The organism is Paenibacillus amylolyticus, from assembly GCF_050990605.1.
Taxonomy (GTDB): Bacteria; Bacillota; Bacilli; order Paenibacillales; family Paenibacillaceae; genus Paenibacillus; species Paenibacillus amylolyticus_H.
The window spans coordinates 2,039,446-2,064,401 of record NZ_CP158832.1 but is presented as its reverse complement, the minus strand read 5'-3'; the positions used below and the strand labels follow the sequence as shown (position 1 = coordinate 2,064,401).

General features: G+C 46.1%; 24 protein-coding genes. 12 read left to right on the top strand and 12 right to left on the bottom strand.

The annotated features are described in order from the left end of the window. Nucleotides 1–16 precede the first annotated feature (16 nt). Complete coding sequence (locus tag ABTV53_RS09520; RefSeq protein WP_017689383.1) at nt 17–829, bottom strand: YesL family protein; 813 nt, start codon at nt 827–829, stop codon at nt 17–19. Nucleotides 830–1,036: 207 nt separating this feature from the next. Beyond that, entirely contained in the window at nt 1,037–2,632 is a 1,596-nt protein-coding gene (locus tag ABTV53_RS09515) for a DEAD/DEAH box helicase (RefSeq protein WP_433752545.1), read from the bottom strand. A gap of 305 nt (nt 2,633–2,937) precedes the next feature. Here ABTV53_RS09515 and ABTV53_RS09510 point away from each other — a divergent pair, with 305 nt between their 5' ends. From ABTV53_RS09510 to ABTV53_RS09495, 4 genes are all read left to right on the top strand, one after another. Then, a complete protein-coding gene (locus tag ABTV53_RS09510; protein ID WP_091017520.1) occupies nt 2,938–3,759 on the top strand; it encodes a YitT family protein in 822 nt (273 codons plus the stop codon). Nucleotides 3,760–3,933: 174 nt separating this feature from the next. Next, a complete protein-coding gene (locus tag ABTV53_RS09505; RefSeq protein WP_029880762.1) occupies nt 3,934–4,122 on the top strand; it encodes a hypothetical protein in 189 nt (62 codons plus the stop codon). 159 nt (nt 4,123–4,281) lie between these two features. Then, the gene (locus tag ABTV53_RS09500) at nt 4,282–5,463 is read left to right on the top strand and encodes a putative glycoside hydrolase (RefSeq protein ID WP_433752543.1); all 1,182 of its coding nucleotides are present in this window, start codon (nt 4,282–4,284) and stop codon (nt 5,461–5,463) included. A 202-nt stretch (nt 5,464–5,665) separates the two neighbouring features. Continuing rightward, complete coding sequence (locus ABTV53_RS09495; protein ID WP_433754134.1) at nt 5,666–7,018, top strand: MATE family efflux transporter; 1,353 nt, start codon at nt 5,666–5,668, stop codon at nt 7,016–7,018. Between the two features lie 83 nt (nt 7,019–7,101). Here ABTV53_RS09495 and pfkA read toward each other — a convergent pair whose 3' ends face one another. Together pfkA and ABTV53_RS09485 are read right to left on the bottom strand one after the other, a co-directional pair. Further along, complete coding sequence (pfkA, locus tag ABTV53_RS09490) at nt 7,102–8,073, bottom strand: 6-phosphofructokinase (protein WP_433752541.1); 972 nt, start codon at nt 8,071–8,073, stop codon at nt 7,102–7,104. Between the two features lie 53 nt (nt 8,074–8,126). Then, nucleotides 8,127–9,206 (bottom strand): tetraprenyl-beta-curcumene synthase family protein, encoded by a 1,080-nt coding sequence (locus ABTV53_RS09485; protein ID WP_433752539.1) that lies wholly within the window; start codon nt 9,204–9,206, stop codon nt 8,127–8,129. 179 nt (nt 9,207–9,385) lie between these two features. Here ABTV53_RS09485 and ABTV53_RS09480 point away from each other — a divergent pair, with 179 nt between their 5' ends. Next, nucleotides 9,386–10,726: a multi antimicrobial extrusion protein MatE gene (locus ABTV53_RS09480; protein WP_433752537.1), complete on the top strand. Its 1,341-nt coding sequence runs from the start codon at nt 9,386–9,388 to the stop codon at nt 10,724–10,726. Between the two features lie 40 nt (nt 10,727–10,766). Continuing rightward, entirely contained in the window at nt 10,767–11,939 is a 1,173-nt protein-coding gene (locus tag ABTV53_RS09475; RefSeq protein WP_433752536.1) for an MFS transporter, read from the top strand. A 151-nt stretch (nt 11,940–12,090) separates the two neighbouring features. On the opposite strand, the gene ABTV53_RS09470 is transcribed toward ABTV53_RS09475, so the two are convergent. After that, a complete protein-coding gene (locus ABTV53_RS09470; RefSeq protein ID WP_017689394.1) occupies nt 12,091–12,288 on the bottom strand; it encodes a cold shock domain-containing protein in 198 nt (65 codons plus the stop codon). 162 nt (nt 12,289–12,450) lie between these two features. Here ABTV53_RS09470 and ABTV53_RS09465 point away from each other — a divergent pair, with 162 nt between their 5' ends. From ABTV53_RS09465 to ABTV53_RS09445, 5 genes are all read left to right on the top strand, one after another. Further along, nucleotides 12,451–12,684, top strand: a complete 234-nt coding sequence (locus ABTV53_RS09465) for a hypothetical protein (RefSeq protein ID WP_017689395.1) — start codon at nt 12,451–12,453, stop codon at nt 12,682–12,684. A 3-nt stretch (nt 12,685–12,687) separates the two neighbouring features. Beyond that, nucleotides 12,688–12,873 (top strand): hypothetical protein, encoded by a 186-nt coding sequence (locus tag ABTV53_RS09460; protein WP_047842378.1) that lies wholly within the window; start codon nt 12,688–12,690, stop codon nt 12,871–12,873. A 213-nt stretch (nt 12,874–13,086) separates the two neighbouring features. Next, complete coding sequence (gene pepF, locus ABTV53_RS09455) at nt 13,087–14,877, top strand: oligoendopeptidase F (RefSeq protein WP_433754132.1); 1,791 nt, start codon at nt 13,087–13,089, stop codon at nt 14,875–14,877. A 131-nt stretch (nt 14,878–15,008) separates the two neighbouring features. After that, nucleotides 15,009–15,389: a LapA family protein gene (locus ABTV53_RS09450; RefSeq protein ID WP_433752535.1), complete on the top strand. Its 381-nt coding sequence runs from the start codon at nt 15,009–15,011 to the stop codon at nt 15,387–15,389. Between the two features lie 113 nt (nt 15,390–15,502). Continuing rightward, complete coding sequence (locus tag ABTV53_RS09445; protein ID WP_433752533.1) at nt 15,503–16,543, top strand: M42 family metallopeptidase; 1,041 nt, start codon at nt 15,503–15,505, stop codon at nt 16,541–16,543. Nucleotides 16,544–16,662: 119 nt separating this feature from the next. On the opposite strand, the gene ABTV53_RS09440 is transcribed toward ABTV53_RS09445, so the two are convergent. The 4 genes from ABTV53_RS09440 to ABTV53_RS09425 form a co-directional block, all read right to left on the bottom strand. Beyond that, on the bottom strand, nt 16,663–17,601 hold the full coding sequence (locus ABTV53_RS09440) for a hypothetical protein (RefSeq protein WP_433752532.1): 939 nt from the start codon (nt 17,599–17,601) through the stop codon (nt 16,663–16,665). Nucleotides 17,602–17,764: 163 nt separating this feature from the next. Then, nucleotides 17,765–19,696, bottom strand: a complete 1,932-nt coding sequence (locus ABTV53_RS09435) for an ABC-F family ATP-binding cassette domain-containing protein (protein WP_433752530.1) — start codon at nt 19,694–19,696, stop codon at nt 17,765–17,767. A 61-nt stretch (nt 19,697–19,757) separates the two neighbouring features. Next, nucleotides 19,758–20,336, bottom strand: a complete 579-nt coding sequence (locus ABTV53_RS09430; RefSeq protein ID WP_433752528.1) for a TetR/AcrR family transcriptional regulator — start codon at nt 20,334–20,336, stop codon at nt 19,758–19,760. A gap of 12 nt (nt 20,337–20,348) precedes the next feature. Then, the gene (locus ABTV53_RS09425; RefSeq protein WP_433752526.1) at nt 20,349–21,158 is read right to left on the bottom strand and encodes a DUF92 domain-containing protein; all 810 of its coding nucleotides are present in this window, start codon (nt 21,156–21,158) and stop codon (nt 20,349–20,351) included. 357 nt (nt 21,159–21,515) lie between these two features. Between ABTV53_RS09425 and ABTV53_RS09420 the strand changes: the two genes are divergently transcribed. Beyond that, complete coding sequence (locus tag ABTV53_RS09420; protein WP_433752524.1) at nt 21,516–21,923, top strand: hypothetical protein; 408 nt, start codon at nt 21,516–21,518, stop codon at nt 21,921–21,923. Between the two features lie 118 nt (nt 21,924–22,041). Here ABTV53_RS09420 and ABTV53_RS09415 read toward each other — a convergent pair whose 3' ends face one another. From ABTV53_RS09415 to ABTV53_RS09405, 3 genes are read right to left on the bottom strand one after another with little or no spacing between them, the layout of a single operon-like run. Further along, on the bottom strand, nt 22,042–22,674 hold the full coding sequence (locus ABTV53_RS09415) for a fumarylacetoacetate hydrolase family protein (protein WP_433752523.1): 633 nt from the start codon (nt 22,672–22,674) through the stop codon (nt 22,042–22,044). A gap of 46 nt (nt 22,675–22,720) precedes the next feature. Beyond that, a complete protein-coding gene (locus ABTV53_RS09410; protein WP_433752522.1) occupies nt 22,721–23,473 on the bottom strand; it encodes a glycerophosphodiester phosphodiesterase in 753 nt (250 codons plus the stop codon). A 24-nt stretch (nt 23,474–23,497) separates the two neighbouring features. Next, on the bottom strand, nt 23,498–24,913 hold the full coding sequence (locus ABTV53_RS09405) for a CapA family protein (protein ID WP_433752520.1): 1,416 nt from the start codon (nt 24,911–24,913) through the stop codon (nt 23,498–23,500). Nucleotides 24,914–24,956 lie beyond the last annotated feature (43 nt).

The following is a 24,956-nucleotide window of genomic DNA, read 5'->3' as shown; positions in this document are numbered from 1 at the left end:
TGGCGATCCATCAGTTTTATTTTTGCAATGTAATGTTTTTGTCGTCTGATGGCTCAGATGTTTCACCATTTTCTGCTGATTGTTCAGCCAACGCAGCAGCTTCCTCTTCTTCCTTCTTGAGTTGCATCTTCTCCATCTGCTCCTGCATCTTGTTGAAGGTTGCGTAGAAGTTAAAGAACGCGAACCAAGCAATGATGCTGATAATGAAGAAAACGAACAAGACCGGATAACGGAAACCGATGTAGAACAGCAATCCGCTTCCCAGCAATGTGGAAAATACACGGAATGGTCTGATCAGCGTAAGCAATACCGCGTTTTTGATAATGAGTCCGATGGACATATGATAGTGTACTACCATCGAGAAAAAGTTAAAGAGTGATACAAATAACAAGAGAAGCAGTACTAACATGATGATTCCCACGAGCTGCATGTTGCGGAACTGCGTCATGTACACTGTATAATCCAGATACATAATCGCGAATAGCAGTGTGTAAAAAATGCCCCCAATTAAACTTTGTTTGTAGTTTTCCTTATAACCTACAAAGAAAGTACGGAAGATCGGTACATCCGTATCGCCCATATTCCATTTACGAACAACCGTAAACAGCGCCGAAGTCGCCGGGAACAGTGTAAGCGGTGCCACAATCGCTATAGCCCAGTTCATTTGCAATGATTCATTTGCGAGGTTCTGCTGCATCACGAGCAGTTTCATAATCAAGAAAAACAAGAACGGAGACGAACAAATAGCCCACAACAGATTGGTTGCGGCCAGTCTCGTAATCCACTCTGTAAGCCGGTAGATCCCACCCATAGCTCCTTTAAATTCCAAACATTTCTCCTCCTCTGCAGCCTTGCGTATTACCTGAAGTCTAATATTAATATACCTTATTATAGATAGGAAAAGCCAGCACTTCCCGAAAAGAGATCGTCATTCTCCTTAACTAACGCTTCTGGCAGTGAAAAAAATGATGCAGTAATTTTGAAATAAAAAAAATGGAGCAGTTGCCCGCTCCATTTTTCAAATTATACGTTTATATTACTCGAAAGAAGAATCTTTCGCTGGACGACGTCCTTCGTTGCTGCTTGGACGCGGTTTGCGGTCACGGTTGTAACCACCTTCTCTGCTTCCACCGCCAGTGCTGCCGCCGCTGTTACGATCACGGTTGTAACCGCCACGTCCGCCACCACTGCTGTTGCGATCGCGGTTATAACCACCACCACTGCCGCCGCTACCACTCGTGCGGTTACCGCTGTAACCCGATGGTTTACGTCCGCCAGAGCGAACATCCGGTTTACGACGTTTTGCACGGATTGGATCTTCAGGAGTCAGATCAACTTGAGCATCTTTCTTGTCACCTGTCAGGAGCTTCAGTGCAGCCGACAACAGTTGAACAGAATCATATTGCTCAAGCATTTGAATCGCAATACCTTTGTATTCGTTCAATTCGCCTGATTGTACGATTTCCAGCAAGCGCTCTGCTGTCAAACGTTGTTTACCTTCAACCGCTTCTGCCATTGTTGGCAGTGGTTTACGCGGAATACGGTGACGTGTTACACGCTCGATGAAGTGCAAGTGATCAATCTCACGCGGTGTAACGAAGGACCAAGCAGCACCCTCTTTGCCCGCACGACCTGTACGACCGATACGGTGAACATAGCTCTCCGGATCTTGCGGAAGGTCAAAGTTAACAACATGAGTTACGCCAGATACGTCGAGACCACGTGCAGCCACGTCTGTTGCAACGAGTACGTCAATGCTGCCGTCACGGAACTTACGCATTACCGCATCACGTTGATTCTGGGACAAGTCACCATGAAGACCGTCTGCAGAATATCCACGTTTTTGCAAAGCTTCAGCCAATTCGTCAACACGACGTTTTGTACGTCCGAATACGATCGCCAGTTCAGGAGATTCCATATCCAACAAACGGCTCAATGCTTCGAATTTTTGACGTTCAGGTACTTCGATATAGGATTGGTCAATCAATGGTGCACTAACATGTTTCGGAATCACAGAAATGTGTTCAGGATTGTTCAAGAATTGTTGTGCCAATTTTTGAATGTTAGGAGGCATTGTTGCTGAGAACAGCATCGTTTGGCGCTCGTCTGGAACTTGTTTCAGGATGGATTGGATATCCTCCATGAAACCCATATCGAGCATTTCATCTGCTTCATCCAGTACAACAGTTTGTACATCATCTAGTTTGATTGTTTTGCGGTTGATGTGGTCAAGGAGACGTCCAGGTGTACCAATGATGATCTGTGGTTTTCTTTTCAGTGCACGGATTTGGCGCACGATATCTTGTCCGCCGTAGATTGGCAGGGAGCGCAGACCTTTGAAGCGAGTGAGTTTTTCGATCTCTTCAGCAACTTGAATGGCAAGTTCACGTGTAGGCGCCATAATAAGGGCGCGGATTTTATCGTCACTTTTCGTGATTTTACTGATCAACGGAATACCGAATGCAGCTGTTTTACCCGTACCTGTTTGAGCTTGACCAATCAAATCTCTGCCCTCGAGTGCCAAAGGAATCGCTTTGGATTGGATCGGTGTTGCTTCTTCAAACCCGAGCTCAGTGATGGCTTGCAGCACCAGTGGTTCAAGATTGAAATCTGTAAAGTTTAAATTTGTCAAAATTATTCATGCTCCTTTTATATGGTGGACATGGTGGACAATCCACTTTGTTGTCTGTATTCTTAAGTAGCGTTAATATTTATAGGGTATCCCAACGGGACGAATTATTTTCATGAACGAATATAATTCCATGAATGGGTCCCCAACATAAGACTAAAACTACATACACGTGTTTGAAACATTTCAAAATTTTATTGCTCCATTTAGGAAAAGTTTCCTACTCAAGAATATCCACAAATTATTATATCACAAAACAATTCAAGATTACCAGCAATCTGGTTTTAAATATAAATGAGGTGATTAAATTGCCCAAAATAATTTGGCACTCTTTAGTGATCATTTTGGGTGCTGCAGCTATTGCCTGTGGCTTTAACTGGTTCTTGGTTCCCCATCAGCTTTTAAGCGGCGGGGTGTCCGGTATTTCAATGCTTCTGGGTTATTTTACAACGTTGAATCTTAGTATAATGTATTTTGTTCTTAACATTCCCCTGCTCATTGCAGGTTGGTTTATTCTTGGACGACGCTTCATTACATTAAGTATTCTCTCGGTAGCAGCCACTTCCTGGTTCATTGCGCTTCTGCCTGTTTTTGCTGTGGCTACGGACCCTTTACTTAGTTCTGTATTTGGGGGTGTGCTTATTGGAATGGGCACTGGCGTTTCCTTCCGAGTCGGCGGCTCCACAGGAGGACTCGACATTGTTGGGTCCATTTTCACGCGTAAACGCGACTTTCCGATCGGTACAGTGATGGCCGGCATGAACGGTTCGATTATTATGCTTGCAGGATACCTGAGTGACAACTGGAACACTGCCTTGGCCTCCATGGTATCCATTTACATCACAGGCAAAGTGCTTGATCTGATCCATATCAGTCACGTCAAAGTAACACTGTACATTATTACAAACGAAACCGAAGCCATGTTAAAAAAATTACTTGTTCGGCCTCGTGGAGTAACCAAAATTAAGACTCAGGGAGCATACACGGATATTGAAAAAGACATGCTCATGACCGTTACCACCCGCTACGAGTTGGTTGAAATTAAACGTATTATCAAGGATACAGATCCAAACGCTTTTGTTAACATTGTGGAAACGGTTGGTGTTATGGGTTCATTTCGCAGAAGTTAAGACACCTGTACGGTTAACAATTCACAACATTGTGGTATAATAACGGTGTACGGCTCCTAAATATGTTGTATAGCAGGTTCAACCCTTCAATTTCACAGGCCATATGCTTTCCCGAATTGCACCGAATGACTTACCATTTTGGAATTCGAGTAGGAAAGGGTGATTATTGTGGATATGGAAACGGTAAAACTGTTTGAAATTGTCAACAGATGGTGCCCGGAAATGCTCCCTTTCTTGAAACCGAATGAACTCGACTCACTGATTGTCCTCCGGGATGGGCTGGGCATCCTGGAACAGGGAGACGCAATGGAAATCATTCAGTACAGTATTTGTGAGCATCAAAATGAGATTTACATTCAATAATTTTTTTAGATTGATCACGCCGCTTCTCGCAGGGGATTTCCTCAGCAGGAAGCGGTTTTCATTTTTCCATGTGTTTCATTACTTGATTAATATGGTTAAAAGCCCAGAGGCTTTAATGTATAATTCATACATGGAATGCACATAAGGGAGTTGAAATGAATGAACATGTTTTGGGCTTTACTGGCTATGGCCTTTGGAAGCTTTGGTGGTGCCCCCGCAGTGGCGGACCAGGGAAACTCTCAATTCCAATCGTTAACCAACAGTTTTAACACCGCAATCATCCAATCTCAAAAAGATCAGGTTGTTATTGATGCCGATAACCCCCCTGCCAAAATTGATCCTCAACCTGATGCACCTGTGGTCAAAGGTATTTATGTAACGGCCTACAGTGCTGGCGGCGCACGAATGAAAGAATTGCTGGAACTGACAGACAGTACAGAACTGAATGCCATGGTCATTGATATCAAAGACGATCTCGGATACATAACTTATCCCACAGAAAACAAAGCACTTCAGAAAATGGGCAAATCCCAACCTTTTATTCGGGATATCGATGCTTTGATGAAACGATTGCAAAAACATGAGGTCTACCCGATTGCACGTGTCGTTGTATTCAAAGATACGATTCTTGCCAAGAAAAATCCGGAGCTCTCCTTCCGAAACAAGGATGGATCTATATGGGCAAATGGCAAAGGCGACAGCTTCGTGAATCCGTACAGCAAGGAAGTATGGGACTATAACATTAAGATTGCCAAGGAAGCAGCCAAGCTTGGATTCAAAGAGATTCAATTTGACTACGTTCGTTTCCCGGAAGGTTTCGAAACTCGAGCTGATGTACTGAAATATACCAAATCTGACAAGTCACGCGTCGATGTCGTGGCTGAATTCGTGCAATATGCACGTAAGGAGTTAGCCCCGCTAGGTGTTCGTGTCTCTGTTGATATTTTCGGTTATGCCGCTTCTGTACCTGCAGCTGAAGGCATTGGACAGGATTTTGTTAAAATATCCGAAAATGTGGACGTGATCTCACCGATGGTATACCCTAGTCACTATTCAACTGGCTGGTATGGGGTCAAGGACCCTGACAAAGATCCTTACACAACCATCAAGGGTTCAATGGAAGATACGCATAAGAAACTGGATCCTACCAAAGAACTCAAACCCGTCATTCGTCCGTGGATTCAGGACTTCACAGCAAGCTGGCTGGGCAGCGGGCATTATATCAAGTATGGCAAGAAACAAGTGGAAGACCAGATTAGAGCAATGAAAGACATGGATGTACATGAATATCTGCTCTGGAATGCATCAAACCGTTATACATCAGGTGTACAATATAAGTAATCCGCACTCTTTCATACTTCTCATTTCATCCAACCTCGTCCTGTTTGAAGCGGAGCGAGGTTTTTTGGTGTTCATTTTTCTTTGTCCCCTCCTCTGCTTTCTGTCCCTATTCAAATTGAACAAAATCCACTACAATAAATAGCTGTCCATATATGACACTTGGATGACATCTTTTTAGAATAGCGAGGCACTGCCAGTGAACATGAACACAATAAGTTTTTCACAAAAAGTGAAGCAATTCCTGATTATATTTTTGCCCATCTTCACCACTCAAATCGCCCTCTCTGCCATGTCGTTCTTCGACACGAATATGTCAGGCAAGTTTTCTCCTGCCGACCTTGCAGGCGTCGCGATTGGCACAAGTCTGTGGATGCCAGTTCAAACTGGACTAAGCGGGATTCTGATCGGTATTACACCTGTCGTTTCCCATCTGTTAGGTTCCAAACGTAATGATCAGATCGGGTATAACGTCATACAGGCGCTGTATCTTGGAATTGCTGTCAGTCTTGTCGTTATCGGAGCCGGGACGTTGTTACTTGGCCCTATACTGAACGGAATGCCTCTGGAACCCCGAGTTGCCCAAGTTGCCTTCTATTTTTTGTGTGCACTTGCTTTTGGCATTATCCCGCTCTTCGGATATACGGTGCTGCGCAGCTTCATGGATGCACTTGGCCAGACACGGACTACGATGTTCATTACGTTGGTTTCCCTGCCCTTTAACATCTTTCTAAATTATTTGCTGATATTCGGCCGCTGGGGCTTTCCACAGTTGGGCGGTGTTGGTGCTGGTGTTGCTACAGCATGCACATACTGGCTGATCTTTCTTATTAGTCTCTTTTTTGTCCATCGGGTCGAACCTTTCGCCCAATACGGCATTTTCCGTCAATGGACCCGTGTATCATTGTGCAAATGGAAAGAGTTACTGAAGATTGGAGTGCCCATCGGATTCGCGACTTTTTTCGAAACGTCCATCTTCGCTGCTGTGACTTTAATGATGAGTCGTTTTGACACCACAACGATCGCTGCCCATCAAGCGGCACTGAACTTCGCTTCTACGCTCTACATGCTGCCTGTGAGCATATGTATGGCTCTGACAATCCTTGTGGGCTATGAGGCAGGTGCAGGACGTCTGAAAGATGCCAGACAATATAGTCTGCTCGGAATTGGTGGAGCCATCGGCCTCTCACTGCTGACAGCCATCGTGTTGATTGTGTTCGGCGAACAGATTGCAGGCGTGTATTCAAACGATCGAGAGGTCATTGCACTTACGCAGCATTTCCTCATCTACGCCATTTTCTTTCAGATCTCGGATGCAATTGCTACACCGACCCAAGGAGCATTGCGTGGTTACAAAGACGTTAATCCGGCACTAATCATTACGTTCATAGCGTATTGGATTATTGGCTTGCCTGTAGGTTATCTAACTGCTACGTATACTTCTCTTGGTGCCTTCGGATACTGGATTGGACTCATCGCCGGCCTTGCTGTAGGAGCAACAGCGCTTCTCTGGAGACTCTTCCTGGTACAAAAACAAGCCGCACTCCGCAAGGCGTAGTGTTGATATACTCACTCCTGAAAACAACAAAAAGAGCACAATCCTCACTTATGCGGGATTGTGCTCTTCGCTTATAAATCGAATTATTGGGACAAACGTTGTGCAAGCTCGTAAGTTTCCATGTCGAAATCTTTTTTTGTGTTAACCACTTTATCAATATCCGTCAGGGTGAGTTCACCCTTGATAATGCCACAACCTTTGTCTGTCTCGCCTGCGATCAGACTGCGAACAGCGAAGTCGCCCAGACGGCTCGCCAGATTACGGTCGAAAGGTGTTGGCGTACCCCCACGCTGAATGTGACCCAGAACGGTTACACGCGGCTCATACGTCGGGCAACGCTCCATCAGTTCTTTCGCTACATCCTCACCCTTGCCCACGCCTTCTGCAACGATGATAATACTGTGACGTTTACCATGTGCAAAGTTAGCTTTCATCCGATCTGCCACTTCGTCCATGTCAAACGGAACTTCCGGCACAAGAATCGTCTCAGCACCCGAAGCAAGTCCGGCATGCAGAGCAATATCCCCACAGTGACGACCCATAACCTCAACGATGGAAGAACGTTCGTGTGAAGACATCGTATCACGCAATTTGTTTACTGCGTCAACCACGATGCTTACAGCTGTATCAAATCCGATCGTATAGTCGGTGAATGAAATATCGTTATCAATTGTTCCTGGCAGACCCATGGTGTTAATGCCCAGTTTGCTCAGTTTGTTTGCTCCGTTGTACGAACCATCCCCACCGATAACAACCAGACCGTCAATGCCACGCGCACGCAGAATGTCCGCACCTTTTTGCTGACCTTCAGCGGTATAGAACTCCTTGCAACGTGCCGATTGAAGAACCGTTCCCCCACGTTGGATGATATCCCCTACACTCCGCAAATCCATTGGGAAAATGTCATTATTCAAAAGACCTTGGTATCCACGTTGAACTCCATATACTTCCAGACCGTGAAACAGTCCGCTGCGAACAACCGAGCGAACAGCCGCGTTCATCCCCTGTGAATCACCACCGCTCGTTAACACTGCGATTTTCTTTACTGCTGTCATGATGTTTCTTCCTCCTCTAGTTTCACTTCAGGCTCCGCAATATTACACCTGACTTACATATTTTTCCGTATCCAGCGACTGAAAATGAAGAAAAATATTCTCGTCATCGGACTATTCTTCATCAGACGTTTGGATACGACGCGAACTTCCTGCTGTTCGCTGACTTTGGGATCAGACAGGTAAATGGCAATCAGTCCTTCGATGATCATCCGGTGAAAGGAACTTCCCGGGATCTTCTGCACATCGCTGCGCGCCATCTCCACAATAAAAGCAATTCTGTCCAGCATGGTCTCTACATTCTCATAATAGTTGCAGAAGTTGAGATCTCCCCCGATGCGGTCCTCATCCTGATCAATTAAATAATCGAGCATAATGTGCAATGCGCATACATGTGGGAAATAGGCCGTGTGGATCGAGGCCGCTTGCTCTTCAGTCAACTGATCGTCACTCGCAGCCAGAAACAGCATGAAAACGCCCAGTGTAGAGCCAGTTGCAGCAGCAAATTCGTTCCAACGAAACTGAGGTGTGCGATGACGATGCTCCGACCACCATTCGAGCAGTGCCGTCTCTCTCAGTTCCGGCTTGATATGCTTATATACCTGCAGGTCCGTGTATAGGCCTGCCAGATCCTGAATTTTGGGCTTGGCGGACACATAGCCTGGTAACTGACGGGTCAGTTCCTGACATGTGGTCACCAGATTCCGCAGATATCCGCCGTCATCCTGCTCCTCACGGAGGGCATAATAATTGACGGGAATTGCTTCGGGATCTACCGCATCAAGCATAGATTGATGGAGAAGACGAAAGTCATCCGGGTCCATCGACGTGCTGCGGTCGCACAGATTGTCCAAATAATCACTAATAGTTTGATATGAAACGATCAGCGGAATCAGAATGTGTCTGTTGGGCAAATCAGCTAATGCGTAGACGGTTCCACCTTCACAGTGAAACTGCTTATCCCTCAGACTGGCAAGTGCTTGCGTACGCAATTCCTCATTCGGAATCGCTTCAGCTTGAGCGCGCCATCCATTCAGTGCCTTCCGTGTTTCCGGAATGGTGTATTTGTACACCCCTCTCATCAATGCCAGCGGTCCACGCGGATATTGATGACGTTTTCGATTTGATTGGCTCAAAATAAATGTGCCTCCACTTGGTTGAATACGTAATAGAGCGATTTTTAACCATTCTTATTATAATATGATCCCCTTAATTGTACAAATAATCTACCGCATATTCCGCATAAAAAATCGCATCCGCGCCCAAAGCTTTGTGATATACTAGGCATATTTCATCCATCAAAGGAGTCGTTGACATGTCGTCAAGTGAATCACTTTCGTGGAGACGGTTATTTTCTTTTTTTGTGCCACTTGGCATTTCCGCCTCTCTCGTCACCATTTCTCACGTCATCATAAACAGCACATTAGCACGTTCCGCTCATCCCGAGACGGTTATTGCCAGCTATGCCATCGCCGGTAGCTTGTTAACCCTCACGGAACGCCCCTCCACCCTGCTGCGGCAAACCTGTTCCGCACTGGTTCGCGATCGCCTATCCTTTCAGGCCCTCACGTTTGTGACCAAAATATTTCTTGCCTGTGTGCTTCTCATAGGGTTTCTCATCGTATACTCTCCCGTTGGTACCGGGGTGTTCAAATACTTGTTTGGCGTAACTCCGGATCTGCTGAACAAAGTCATCGACGTATATGAAATTCTCATGTATGTGAGTATCTTTTCAGTTATTCGCAACATCTATCAAGGGATCATCATTACGAATAACCGCACCAAATGGTTAACCATCGGGATGGTATTCCGTTTAGCTGGCATGTACGGCCTATCCCTCTATTTCATATATACAGACAGCATTGACAGTGGACGTGTAGGCGCTATCATTTTTGCTGCTGGCATGATGATTGAAGCGCTCGTCAGCTTTCTGGAGGGAGACAGCATCAAGCGCAAGATGCCAGCCAAGCTTGAGGATCACCCCGTCGAGAGCAAGGGAGACGTATTTCGCTTTTATAAGCCACTGCTGTTATCCAGCTTTGTAGCGCTGTTCATAGGACCGGTCATTAACATCGTACTTGGCAAAACGACCGGGATCGCACTAGCCATTTCGTCCTTTGCCATAGCAAGCAGTCTGATGCAGTTGATGCTAAGCTTCTTTACATACATCCATCAGATCGTGCTGAATTTCTACCTCGTGGACGCCAAATTGGTACGAAAATTCGCACTTGTCACCGGATTTATTCCGTTTGCGATGATGGTGTCGATTGCCTATACCCCCTTGGGACCATGGGTACTCGAAAATGTCATGAGCGTTCAGGGCGAACTGTTGGAACAAAGTCTGTGGACACTGCGTGCGTTCATCTTATTCCCGCTGATCTTCCCTTTTCTGGATTTCAGCAATGGCCTCATTCTGCTTCGCGGCCAGACAAAAACGATGTTTCGTTCCCAAACGGCGAATGCAATCTGCACGGTTATTGTGCTGCTTGTACTTGTTAGCATTTTCCCTGCGTGGAACGGCATGATTGGAGCTGTTGCCCAATCCCTTGGCCTGCTCGCCGAACTTGTTATTGTCTGGCTTGTCATCCGGCGCACGCAGAAAGAACCTACGATGTCTGTGCCTAAAGCCCGTAAATCAACATCCCTGAAAGGGTAATAAACTCATTGAATTGTTATCAAGATTGGAGTCTCTCATCATGAAATTTAGTCACAACGCCCGCCCGGACCAGAACTGGCTGCGGGCTCTCATGTTTACCATCTTTGGTTCCACCGTTCTGGTAGTATCCTACTTCCAGCTTTACTTCAGTCATCTGGGCTTCAGTCGGGCTGAGATTGGATATCTCTACGGAATTGGCCCTCTCATTTCTGTGTTCTCCAATATGTTCTGGAGTATGGCCAGCGACCGCTACCAAACGGTACGCAAAGTGATGATCATTCTGCTTGGTGGTCAATTGATCACAGGGATCATGCTCGCCAATGCAACAACGTTCGGTCAGGTATTTGTTCTCGTGACCCTGTTTTACTTCTTCTATTATCCGGTCTATCCACTCTCCGATACGATGGCTATTACAACGGCCAGCAAGTACGGCCGAAATTTCACTTCCATTCGGGTCTTTGGATCGATCGGTTATGCCTTCTTTGCATTAAGTATCGGGTATTTCCTTGGATCTTTTGGTCCAGCATGGACGATTTGGGTCTGCGTTGGTCTTGCTGCCACTACACTATTGATCAGTTTCCAATTGAAGGATCAACCTTCAGGAAGTAGTAGCAAAATGGACCTATCGGGGTTATGGGCTATTTTGAAACGCAGAGATGTGCTCACCTTTTTTGGCTGTGTATTTTTGCTTGCCATGGGACATCGGATGAACGAAGCTTTTCTTACCATCACGCTGAAAGAACTGGGTGCCAGTGAGGGGCTGATCGGTTGGTCTTTGCTGATCTCTTCCGTAAGTGAAATCCCCATATTTCTACTGCTCAGCAAGTATGGAAACCGTTATAAAGAACTTCCACTAATCGCTTTTGCTGCACTGATGTATACGGTTCGTTTACTTCTCATGTCCATATCCGATACACCTGCAGCTGTCGTTGCGATTCAGACGATGCACAGTGTTACCTTTGGTATTTTCTACGTTACGGCGGTCCGCTACATCATTCGCCTAGTTCCGGACGGCTACAGAGCTACGGGTATGGCTTTGTTCACCATTGTCTGGTCCAGTGCTTCGGGACTTCTTAGTGGAACGTTGGGCGGACTGTTGCTGGAACATGCAGGCAGACAAACCTTCTATCTCACCGCTATGGCTTTCTCTCTGGCTGCGCTGATCGGTTTCGGATTGAAGTTATGGTCCAGCATGACCAATCGTGTGTCTTAAACAACAGCGAACCTACACCATATTCAATCGTTATTTTCACCGAAAAATTAGAATCAAAAAAAGCACAGCCTCCCATGGGGGACTGTGCTTAGGTTCTAATATTCAGCTATAAATTTATCATATATAAGAAGTCCGTTAACCGGAAAAATTCTTACAGTTTGTTTACGTTAGCTGCTTGAGGACCACGGTTTCCATCAGTGATTTCGAATTCTACCGCTTGACCTTCTTCCAATGTTTTGAAGCCGTCTCCTTGAATTGCGGAGAAATGTACGAATACGTCCTCGCCGCCTTCAACTGAAATAAAGCCATAGCCTTTTTCTGCGTTAAACCATTTAACTGTACCTTTCAAATGAAAAACCTCCTAAAAATATCGCCATCTATGGCGAATACCCTTATTATACTGTATGGGCTTCCATTTTGCAATTTATCTTTCCATAAATGCCGAAAAAATTTGCTTTGAATCGTAGGGTACGGTATCATTTTACCAAAACCGTTAGTTTGGAGACTACCTATGATAAAAAAACATGAAATATACAAAACAGACAAGTGGAATATGATGACCGTAGAAGTTCAGGGCAAATATCTCGTACTGCGAGAAATTTCGGAAGAATGGGGCGAAGAATGCCATACTTTCCTTAGCCGTCCTGCATTAATGCACTGGGCTGAACGCCGTTTCCCAAAAGCAGATTTTGAGAACCGTGAGGATGAATGGCGTCAATTGATGGCTGCCTTCAAAGGGGTCTAACCCATGCAGCTTGATTCAAGCAATGTCGTCATTTTTATTATCCTTGCCTTCTCCCTTGGTATAGTGCTTATTCTGGGACGCAATTCCATCCCGGATCGACTGAGACGGGGAATGGCGCTTATTGCCACACTGCTCATTTGTTTCGCCTTTTTCTTGATCGTTTATTTTCTGTATAACATGGGAACCTAATAACGGGGACCCAGATATTCAAATATTTCAACGTGCCCAAGGTCATACTATACGAGATTATTCGTATCGTAAGGAGGAAGGCCGTTGAAATACCAAAAATCGCTATCTGTTATTCTGGTACTTAGTCTGATTCCTTCGTCTCTCTCCGCACAGGCGAGTGCGACGAAGGCAGCTTCGTCCATACAATCATCAGATCATCAAAGGAGGATTTCCATGAGTCAATTATTGAAACGTTCCGAGGTGCCGGCTGAGCATAGCTGGAAACTGGAAGATTTATTTGCCGATCAGAAAGCCTGGGATCAGGAATATGAAGAAGTATCGTCTTTGACCAAGAAGGCCTCCGAATTCCAAGGCAAACTGAATCAACCCGATGTACTCAAATCTTGCTTCGAATTCGAAGATGAGATCAGCCTCAAAATAGAACGCCTCTTTGTGTACGCACGCATGCATCAAGATGAAGACACAGCTAATCCTACATATCAAAACCTGTCCCAAAAAGCCCAGAAATTAGGCGTACGGGTTGGTGAAGCACTTTCTTTTGTCACACCGGAGATTCTCTCCCTGCCAGATGATCAGTTGGACGCATTTATTGCAAACGAAAAACTCTCCGCGTATACATTTACACTGGAAGAGATGAAACGGGAAAAAGCCCACGTGCTTAGCCAAGCAGAAGAGGCTTTGCTTGCACAGGTAGGCAACCTTTCACAAGCACCACAGACCATCTTCAGCATGCTGAATAACGCCGATCTCAAGTTCCCAAGAATCAAGGATGAACAGGGTAACGAAGTCGAGCTGACACATGGCAGCTACATTCAGTTCCTTGAGAATCCCAATCGTGAAGTTCGTGAACGTGCCTTCAAAGCGGTATACGAAACCTATGCCAAACAGAAGAACACCATTGCAGCTGCCTTGAATGCAAATGTAACCAAAAATATGTTCTATGCCAATGTGCGAAAGTACCCTTCCGTGATGGAAATGTCCTTATATGGAGATAACATCCCAACGGATGTGTATACCAATCTGGTAGACACCATTCACGAGAGCCTTCCGTTATTGCATCGTTATATGGACCTGCGCAAAAAGTTGCTGGGTGTGGATCAATTGCACATGTACGATCTGTTCGCTCCACTCGTAGACGAGTACAAAATGGATATTACCTATGAGGAAGCGAAACAAACGGTCAAAGACGGTCTGAAACCACTCGGCAAGGACTATGCAGATGCATTGCAGACCGGATATGATAACCGCTGGATTGATATATATGAGAATGAAAATAAACGTTCAGGCGCATATGCCTGGGGCGCTTACGGCACTCACCCGTATGTCTTGTTGAATCACAAAGATAACCTGAACAGCATGTTCACACTCGCACATGAAATGGGTCACGCTCTGCATTCACATTACTCGGATACATCACTTCCGTACCGTGATGCTCAGTACACCATCTTCCTGGCTGAGGTTGCATCCACAACCAACGAAGCATTGCTGATGGATTATTTGCTTAATAAATCAACAGATCCAAAGGAAAAATTGTATCTGCTCACGTATTATGCCGACCAATTCCGTACAACGGTATTCCGCCAGACCATGTTTGCTGAATTCGAGAAAATCATTCATGAGCGCGCGGAACAAGGTGACGCATTAACACCACAATTGTTATCCGAGATCTATTATGATCTGAATGTGAAATATCACGGGAAAGACATGGTTGTTGACAAAGATATTGAGATGGAATGGGCTCGTATTCCCCACTTCTATAACAGCTTCTACGTATACAAATATGCTACCGGCTTCTCCGCAGCGACCAGCTTCTCCAAGCAAATCCTGGAAGAGGGGCAACCAGCTGTTGACCGTTATCTCGGTTTCCTGAAGAGCGGTGGCAGTGATTACTCCATCAACATTCTGAAAAAAGCAGGTGTGGATATGTCTACACCTCAGCCAATTCGTGAAGCCATGAGTGTATTCAAGGAATTGATTGAACAGATGGAGCAACTAACCAAATAAGGTTATCCTTTCATATGACCTGCATCCCTTGCCCGTTTGGGCAGGGGATTTTATAATCAATGCAAGATGCAACATATCCGAATAAGGGTAATGCATACTAGTTCTCAATTGTTCAACAAGGAGGCAACACCATGAAAATGCAATGGGCACTCATAGCAGGTCTTGTTTTTGCACTGCTCACAGGAATTTTTGCGGTTATTAATGTGGATTCCGTACAAGTGAACCTGTTGTTTAACACCCTTCAAATCCCACTGATTTTGCTGATTCTCGGCTGCACCCTGATCGGTGGAATTATTGTAGGGTCATATGGCATCTATCGCCAATACCGACTGCAACGTGAGAATAAACAATTGAAATTGCGTGTATCTGAATTGGAAAGTTCCGCGACAAGCAAATCTACGATGGATTCTTTCAAATCGATGGATTTACCTGACTCAAATGAATCCGACAGCCTATTGGAGAATGATTCGATCCAGAGTCAGCGCAAAGGAAACCCTACGGGGACACTGTAACCAATCAGAGACAGCCTGCTGGCGAGTCAGGAATGGTAGTATCACATTCTCTCCCCCAGACAGGCTGTATTTTGTTTCACACCATACCCACGATCCGAGGAGGAAATTACACAATGAGTTTTACCATTGATGAATCTTACGTTTTGTCTTTTTTGAAAAAATTGCTGGATACACCAAGCCCAAGTGGTTACACACATCATATTATCGAGATGATTCGCAAAGAAGCTGAATCACTGGGCATCTCTTGTGAGCTGAATAACAAGGGCGGTGCAGTACTTACGTTGCCAGGACAGAATTCGTCCAAGACGATTGCTTTGAGTGCCCATGTGGATACGCTAGGGGCCATGGTACGCTCCATTACATCTTACGGCACATTGAAACTGACATCTGTCGGTGGATTTTCCATGCAAAGTATCGAGAATGAGTACTGCAGCATCCATACTCGGGACGGAAAGACATACACAGGAACCATTCTCTCCCTTCATCCGTCTGTACATGTTTATCCAGATGCACGTACCTTTGAACGGACGGAGAGCCACATGGAAGTTCGAATCGATGAAGTCGTCTCCTCCAAGGAAGATGTGTTGAAACTCGGGATCGCTGTCGGTGACTTTATCTCCTTTGATGCTCGCGCAGTCATCACGCCGAGTGGTTATATCAAATCACGTCATCTGGACGACAAAGCCAGCGTAGCTGCATTGTTCGGCATCCTTCAGTCTGCACATCGTGAAAGCTGGAAACCAGTACATAATGTTTCTCTACTCATCTCTAACTACGAAGAAGTCGGACATGGAGCATCATATATTCCTTCGGAAATCAGTGAAATGATCGCTGTAGACATGGGAGCCATGGGTGATGACCTTAGCTGTAAAGAAACGGATGTATCCATATGTGCCAAGGATTCTTCTGGCCCGTATGACTACGATATGACGAGTCGTCTCATTGAACTGGCCAAACAAAATGGGTTGGATTATGTCGTCGACATTTATCCCCACTATGGCTCCGATGGCAGTGCAGCATTACGCGGAGGAAACAATATCCGAGCAGCACTGATTGGTCCGGGAGTTCATGCATCTCATTCCATGGAGCGTACACATAAGGATGCTGTCCTGAATACGGCACGATTGCTCGCAGCCTACATTACAACCAAGTAAAAAGAATCATTGATCGACGAAATTATCATGGATAACATTCACATGTTCGTCTAAGCAGAAGGCCACTTCCAAGCACAGCAATTCGGTGCGCTTGGAAGTGGCCTTTGTTGTCATATCTTTTAATTTGCCTGTTCGACATATGCATGATACTTACGATCCAATATCTCTAACTCTGCCTTATGGTCACGCATTTCATTTCTTAACACATGCATGGTTTTCCGAACCGCGCTCAGTCCATCCTTCACCTGACGTTCGGCTTTGCGAATTTTGTCCTGAACCATCCAGTCTACGAAGAGGTTATCGAAGAAATAGTCTGCAAATGAAAGCAGACCTCCCAGATGCAGATCCGCATGTACTGCCATCTCTACATCCTCCAGTTCCTTCTGAAAACGTCGTAGACGCTTACCTGCATCCATAATAGCGACCTGAGCGTCATCCATTCGTCCTCGCTTGATATGTGTGGAGATCACTCCACCACCCATCATGTCATATACCCCCCAATTACCTGCCGAAGACAAAGCCTTCTCGGCACGTTCAAGGGCATAGAGCAGATATTCTCCCTCCCGAAAAGCTTCATCCAGTTCCTGTATCTCGCTCGCCAGATGTTCCCGATTCTCAGCCATCTGTTGCAATTCCGCATCCTGGTCCAGCAGACGACCTTCCTTTTTCCCCCACAGCGCGTTGTAGTCGCTCTGCCAGTACTGATACTGCCGCCCGCCCTCCAACTCCTGCTCCACATGAATTCGTTGCTCCTGTACGTCTTGTAACATGCGACAAGCGGTATCGTATGCAGCCTTGCTCTCCATCAGTTCCAGCTCTTCCTTTTCCAGACGCTCTGTCTTCTTACCAATCAGTTGATAGAAAAATGCTGACAAAGTCATACTGTTCAGTCGATCAACGTCCTTCTGCTCCTTCTGGAGGTGCTCCAGACGACGCTTTACCTTTGCTTCCCATTCAGCTTCCTCCGTTTGAATCTTCTCCAGACGTTTGGTCCATTTCTCGTAAATTCTCCCCTTTTCCTTGAGTACTGCCAACTGTTGATTAATTTCCTTATACATAAGTGTGGTGTCCTCTCCCTTCTATGAAATTCTTTACTTATACAACGTAATGAACATACAGAACGTTTCACATAAAAGCGCAAATTCGCAGACAAAAAAATCGCCCTTTCCACCTATGCGACATAATGTCACTAAGGAAGAAAGGGCGACGGTTAATCATAATTCAAGACTTGCTCTGTTCAATCTGCTCTGCAAGTTCATTCAGAACGGTCCAGCGTTCCATCAATTCGTCCAGATGACGCTCAGCCTCGACCTGTTCCGCCATCAACTCCTGCAGACGGGCAGAATCGCTAAATGACTCTTCCATCTCTTTGTTAATCCGGACAAGATTGGCTTCAGCCTTCTCAATATTTTCATCAATCTGGTCGTATTCACGTTGCTCCTTGAAGCTGAATTTCAACTTCGGTTTAGCCGCTGACACAGCAGGCGTCGTTTTATCCGATAACTGCTTCGCCTTCGCTACTCCTGTGTCGCTCTCTTGAATAGCTCCAGGTGCATTTTTCAGCATCCATTCCGCATATTCACTATAATCGCCGACGTGTACACGTACAGCACCATCGCCCTCAAAAGACAACACTTTATCCACAGTACGATCAAGGAAATAGCGATCATGGGAGACCACAAAGACAACACCCGGGAAATCGTCCAGGTAGTCTTCCAGTACAGCGAGTGTCTGGATGTCCAGATCATTCGTCGGCTCATCCAGCAGTAGTACATTCGGCGCAGCCATCAGCACACGCAGCAAGTATAGACGACGCTTCTCTCCACCAGACAGACGGGAGATTGGCGTCCACTGGGATGCCGGGGTAAACAGGAATCGCTCCAGCATCTGGGATGCTGTAATCAGTGAGCCATCGGCTGTTTTCACATTCTCGGCTACTTCCTTGATGTACTCAATGACACGAAGAGATTCATCCATCTCCTGATGTTCCTGTGTGAAATAACCCAGATTGACCGTAGGACCTACGTCAACCACGCCTGCATCGGGTTCCAACTTGCCAGATATCATCTGTAACAGCGTGGACTTACCACTACCATTCGGTCCGACAATCCCGACCCGATCTCCAGGTACGGCAATATAACTCAGATCTTCAATCAGTTTGCGACCATCAACGGCTTTGGAAAGATGTTCGATCTCCAGAATCTTTTTCCCCAGACGAGTGGAACCAACCGATACTTCCAAAGAACCCGAGCGCTGGACTCCTTGTTGGTCTTTGAGTTGTTCGAAGCGATCAATTCTCGCTTTTTGTTTTGTCGTCCGTGCCTTGGCACCACGACGAATCCATGCGAGCTCCGTCCGAAGCAAGTTCTTGCGTTTCTGTTCGGAAGAGGCTTCCCGTTCTTCACGCTCTGCCTTCAGTTCAAGAAAACGTGTATAGTTGGCTTCATAGCGGAACAAACGACCATGATCCAATTCCAGCATGACATTCGCCACACGATCCAGGAAATACCGGTCATGCGTAATCATAAGCAGTGCGCCGCGGCGCTTCTGCAAGTACTGCTCGAGCCATACTACTGAATCATTATCAATATGGTTCGTCGGCTCATCCAGAATGAGCAGTTCGCACGGGTGAATCAGAGCAGCAGCGAGTGCTACCCTTTTGCGTTGTCCACCAGACAATGTGCCCATCAGTGCATCGAATTGACGAATACCCAGTTTGGACAAAATGCTCTTCGCTTCACTCTCCATCTGCCAGAGCTGAAGCTGCTCCATTTGCTGATTCAAACGTAATAATTGCTCTTGCAAAGCTGGATCGGACGAATTCAGTTCCAATAATTCCATCGTTTCCGTATAGTCACGCACGGTTTTCATTTCCATGCTGTCACCTTCGAATACTTGTTGCAATACCGTATTATCCGGATTGAAGTCCGGATTCTGCGCCAGGAACTGAATGCGTACATCATTACCGATCGAGATCTGGCCCGCATCAGCAGGTTCCATTCCTGAAATCACACGCAAAAACGTGGATTTACCGGTGCCATTTACCCCAACGACGCCAATTTTGTCCTGATCAGCCATACCAAATGAAGCATCCTTGAACAATATTTTTTCGCCATAACTTTTTGTAATTTGCTCTACCGTCATTATGTTCATTGCTTGTACCCACTTCTCTGTAAAATAGTATTCCATATTCCCCGTATCCACACACAAGCACTTACGTTTTCAAAAAGGACCGACACCCGTCCAGAAACAACGCTGCGGAAAAGGCAATTCGCTTGTTCAGATCCTCTTCGTTGAACTCTGGATTAAGCATAATATCCATCTTCAGACGATCCAGAATCCCAATGTACGATTTGGCCAACAAGACTGGCTCAGGTACACTTGCACTCTCCAACACCTCACACACCATGCTCATATATTGATTCATAAATTCTTTCATGAATTGCATCAGATCCGGATCATTATTGGGTGCCATAAAAAAGAGCTTGGTATGATTGCGGCGCTCGTAATAATACGTAAGGTGAGTCTTGGCTATTGCTCCAAGTTTATCTCCTGTGTTCTCATGTGAGTTCAAAGCATATTCAAGACGACTGATAAAGCTGTTACAGTCCCGCTTGGACACTGCAACAAATAATTGTTCCTTGCTTTTGAAATATAAATAAATGGTGCCTTTTGCGATGCCGGCCTCGTCTGCAATATCAGACATCTTGGTCTCATAAAAACCTTTCGAGCCAAAAATACCATAGGCCGCATCCAAAATAACCTCCGATTTGTCTCCATGTACCGTGCTCAAATGTACTCCCCCCTACAACGCCAAAATGTTACCTAAACCTATCGCGACGCATCCTCCGATAACCGAACTAAGCACGTTAACCAGGTCGTTACTCATCCATGCCCACCCACGTGCCCGAACCGTTGGATGCCCGCAATGTTCATGTACCTCAACTTCACGGGCACACACAGTGCAATGATACATCTTCTGCACCGTTGCGCCCAGATAGGAATCGGTAAAAGCACCTGCCAATCCACCCACAAGGCCGACAAAAGTCCAACTAAACAGACCAAGCCCTTCGATCCCGGCGATCCATGAAAACAAGAAGGCTCCCACTCCAATCAGAGCCCCACCTAAGGCTGCAGCCACGGTGCCGAGAAGTGAGACACCTCCAGAAGCACCTGGCGTAAGTACCTTCCATGTGAGAACAGAGCGCGGCGGCTTGCGACTGAGACTTCCGAGTTCGGTTGCCCATGTATCCGATGTAACGGTAGCCATTACACCAATGAAAGCATACACCCATGCCGGATGTGGAAATATCCAGTATCCCAGACATAGGAACATGCCCATCCCACCATTAGCCATCACTTGCCCGGCGTCCCTATTTCCTGACTTGGCATAGGATTTCTCCAGCTCCTGCTTCCGATCTTTACGGAACCTGGAGAGCAACGTTGAAGTCATAAAGAACAACAATAACGTGCCAAACCAGAACAGGTTACCCGCTCCGTAATATATCGTTCCCATCATGATGGCTGCCAGGCAGCCAGACAGGGTTAGCGACTTTTTTGCATAGGCAGCACCTGCCACCATAGAAGCGCATACGGCGCCAATAATCCAATCCATAATGTCTCCTGCATGCAGCGTATGTAAAGCCCGCATGACGTTTATTGTATTTTTGAAATTCAATTATACCACGGTTTGATGCCAATGCCGAAACTCCTGAGGCCAGCACACAAAAAACCTGTTCTGGCCTCGTGTAGAAGTGCCAAAACAGGTTATTGATCAAACGTTACAACAAGATAATTTTGCTTTTCTTTTTTTCAGTCACTCTCCACTAGGTTGAAATTACTTATCTTATTTTAAGTTTCACTTCAGGTTTTCCGTTTACACTATTCTCAGATCGATACATCAACAAATACATCTACGACAAGCTACGAATCAGTTCGTTCGTACTCCACTACAGAAATGAGGATTATGCATATGAACATGAAAAGAGTCATTATTATAGGCACAATGATTGCCACCATGTCCTTCGCCGGAACAGCATGGGGCCAATCTGCCATCTCCCCCATACCTACTGCCAAATGGTCCATCGTTGACTTGGATACTCGTGAGGGAAGCAGTGACGAACTGCTCAGTGCTCTAAATCAGCCTTCAGAAGCGGATCTGTATCAGGAGCTGTACAACGGCAAATCACTGAGAACGATTACGGAAGAAAACAAGGGGAATTTGGATGAGGTGATTGCTATACAAGTAAGACAGCTCAGAGAGCAGTTGGATGAGCGACTCGCAAGTGGAAGTATCAGCTCGAAGCAACATGCTGCACAACAAGCTGAACTGGAAGAGTTGGTCACGCAGAGCGCCAATACAGCTTATAACCTGGCGTAATTAGCGACCCATCCGTACGATGAAATATGAAGTTGCTATTAAAAACATGACAAAAAGGAGCGTATTCACGCCCCTTTCCTGTACCCTATTCATCTCAAGCAGGAATGCTGTGTAATCCTTATTGCGCTGCCCCAATCGTGCACGCCCCCAAGGTTTCGCCGTCCCATGCCAGTTCGAGCATATCTCCTGCTTGTGTTGGTCCAACACCTTCCGGTGTTCCTGTAAAAATGACATCTCCCGGCCCCAGGCCGTAATGATGACCTACATAATCCACAATATCTTGTAAACTGAAGATCATGTTACGAATGTTACCACGTTGGACTTCCTCACCATTTTTGGTCAATGTAAAGTCTTTCTCCAGTAATGTTGCCGCACCCGGAAATGCCTGAAATGCAGTAACCGGAGCGGAATTTTTGAACCCTTTGGCGGCTGTCCACGGGTGGCCCTTTTTCTTAATCACGGTCTGAACGTCACGTAACGTAAAATCAATACCAAACGCATACGCATCCACCAGCTCATCTACCGCCATACCTGGCTCATAACTCCGGCCGATTTGAACGACCAATTCAGCTTCGTAGTGAACTTCACCCTTGGTAGCAGGCAATTCAAGCGTTTGACCATTCAGGGGCACGACTGCATGAGAAGGTTTCATAAAGATCATTGGCTCATCCGGAACCGCGTTACCCAATTCTTCCGCATGAAGTTTATAATTGCGTCCTACACAGTATACATTGCGAACGTTAGTTAACATGGGTATATTACCACCTTTATTGGATTCAATAGTGCATTTAGGATAATTACGGTCTGAAAAATCGGCTGCTCGTCTCCTGAAATGCCAACTCCCATACGTCAGGACGGTTCGTACATAACATGAGTTCTGGATCAACTGCCGCCAGTTTCTTCATAATGGTCTTGTCATCCACTGTCCAAGCCATCACCCGAATGCCTGCACTCCGCATCTCGTTCATTAAGGATTTATCTACATTGGTGTATCCAATCGAGAGGAATGTACAATTCATCTTCCGCAGCGCGGTTAACAGGTCACCTGGTCGTGCATCGATAATCAGCCCCGTCTGGAACTCTGGTGCAAGTTTCTTCACTTCGATCAGAGCAGCTGGTTCAAATGAGGTGATCACAACATCATTTTGCATATGTCTTTTTCTCACTTCATGTATAACAGCCGCAGGCAGACCCGGGTACATGTCTCCCTGCGTTTTCAGTTCAATGTTCAAACGTACTCTGCCGCACGAGCGATCTAACAATTCACTGAGCGCCGGAATCCGTTCGCCTTTGTAAGACTTATTTTTCCATGCTCCGGCATCCAGACGTTGCAGATCAGCCCAATCGGTTTCCCGAACCAAACCCTTGCCATTCGTCGTGCGATCCACTGTAAAATCATGAATGACCACTGGTACACCATCACGCGACAACTGCACATCCAACTCCATCCACTGAACTTCAGGCCGCTCCATGGCCATCAGGAATGCAGCCATCGTATTCTCTGGTGCAATAGAAGAAAATCCACGGTGCGCTACACATAGGTTGTTCATTCGATTCCCTCCACAGAAAGGTTTTTAATTAGGCGAAGCAACTCCATTCCCATCATAACGAATGCCTGGGGAAAGCTTTGCCATCTGTTCAAGTAAAAGTTTGTTTGCCTCATCGATCATCGGGATGGCCTGACCAAGCCCGGCCTCATAAGGGATAACTTTCATGCTGCAAGCTGCATCCCGACTACAGCGAGCCTGAAATACCGCTGTTTTCCATGTCTCTTCAGTTGTTGATCTGGAGAAAATGAAATTTCCCGTACTGTATGCAATCCACTTCCCCTTATAGTACTCCAACCCTTGCAACACATGAGGATGACCACCTATGACCAGATCAGCGCCCGCATCGACAAACTCATGAGCCAATCGCGTCTGATCACTGTTCGGAGTACTTACACGTTCCTCACCCCAATGTGCAACCACGATCACCAGATCAGCCTTCTTACTAGCCTCCTGGATCGCTTTGACCGCTCCTGTGGAATCATAAGCTTCAGCCACGCCAGCCCGATTGCCCTCAGCCTTCCAACTCGTTTCCGGTACAACGCGGGAGAACCCAAGCAATGCAATCTTCATGCCTTTGCGTTCCAGATATGCTGGTGCATAGGCTTCATCCCTGTTCATGCCAGCCCCGGTGTGAGCTATACCATATTCCTTGAGATAGGTTAACGTATCTACCAAACCCTCTACACCCTGATCCAGAATATGATTGTTAGCTAAATTGACAGCATCAAAACCCGCAGAGGCCATTGCCGCCAATGCTTCGGGCGAAGATTTGTATACATATGTTTTGTCAGCTGCCCCCGTACCACCCAGGGTTATCGGTGTCTCTAAGTTGCCGATGGTAAGATCATCATCCTTGAATAATCTGCCGAGTTTTGCAAAGGGATAATCATAACCGTTCTTATCCAGCAGCTCAGCAACTTTGCCCGAAAATTGAATATCACCGACAAAATTAATGGTGACATCCTTCGCTGAATTGGAAGGTTTCGATGTCGCTGATTCGGTATCCACACCTGCATTTCCCTTGGTGCCGGACGGTGTCGAATCTGTAGCAGGTTTTTTCGTTCCGGATTCGGCTTTCCCATTATTGGTATTGCCTGAAGTATCAGGTTTCGCTACGCCAGATGGCTCATCTGCATCTGCTGTTGTTTCTTCATTCGTTGCTTCAGCTTCTTCTTCCGGAGTCTTATCAGACTCCTCCCAGTCTGGAGAACTTACCTGATCCCCGCCTTTGGCATCGTCTCCAATGGAAGGCTGATCCTGATCAACCATTTCTTGCTTCACCGGCGTGTCTGCCTGTTGTTGACGTGTATTAATGACATAAAAAATGCCCACCAGACCAATTGCCATGATCAATACAAGATTAACTGTCCAGATGATTCTATCGCGGGTGCGCTTTCTTTTTTTTCTCTCTACACTTCGATCTGATCTTGGGGGATACATAAGCAACTCCTCTTCTTCACAGCCATACATACCATTATATCAG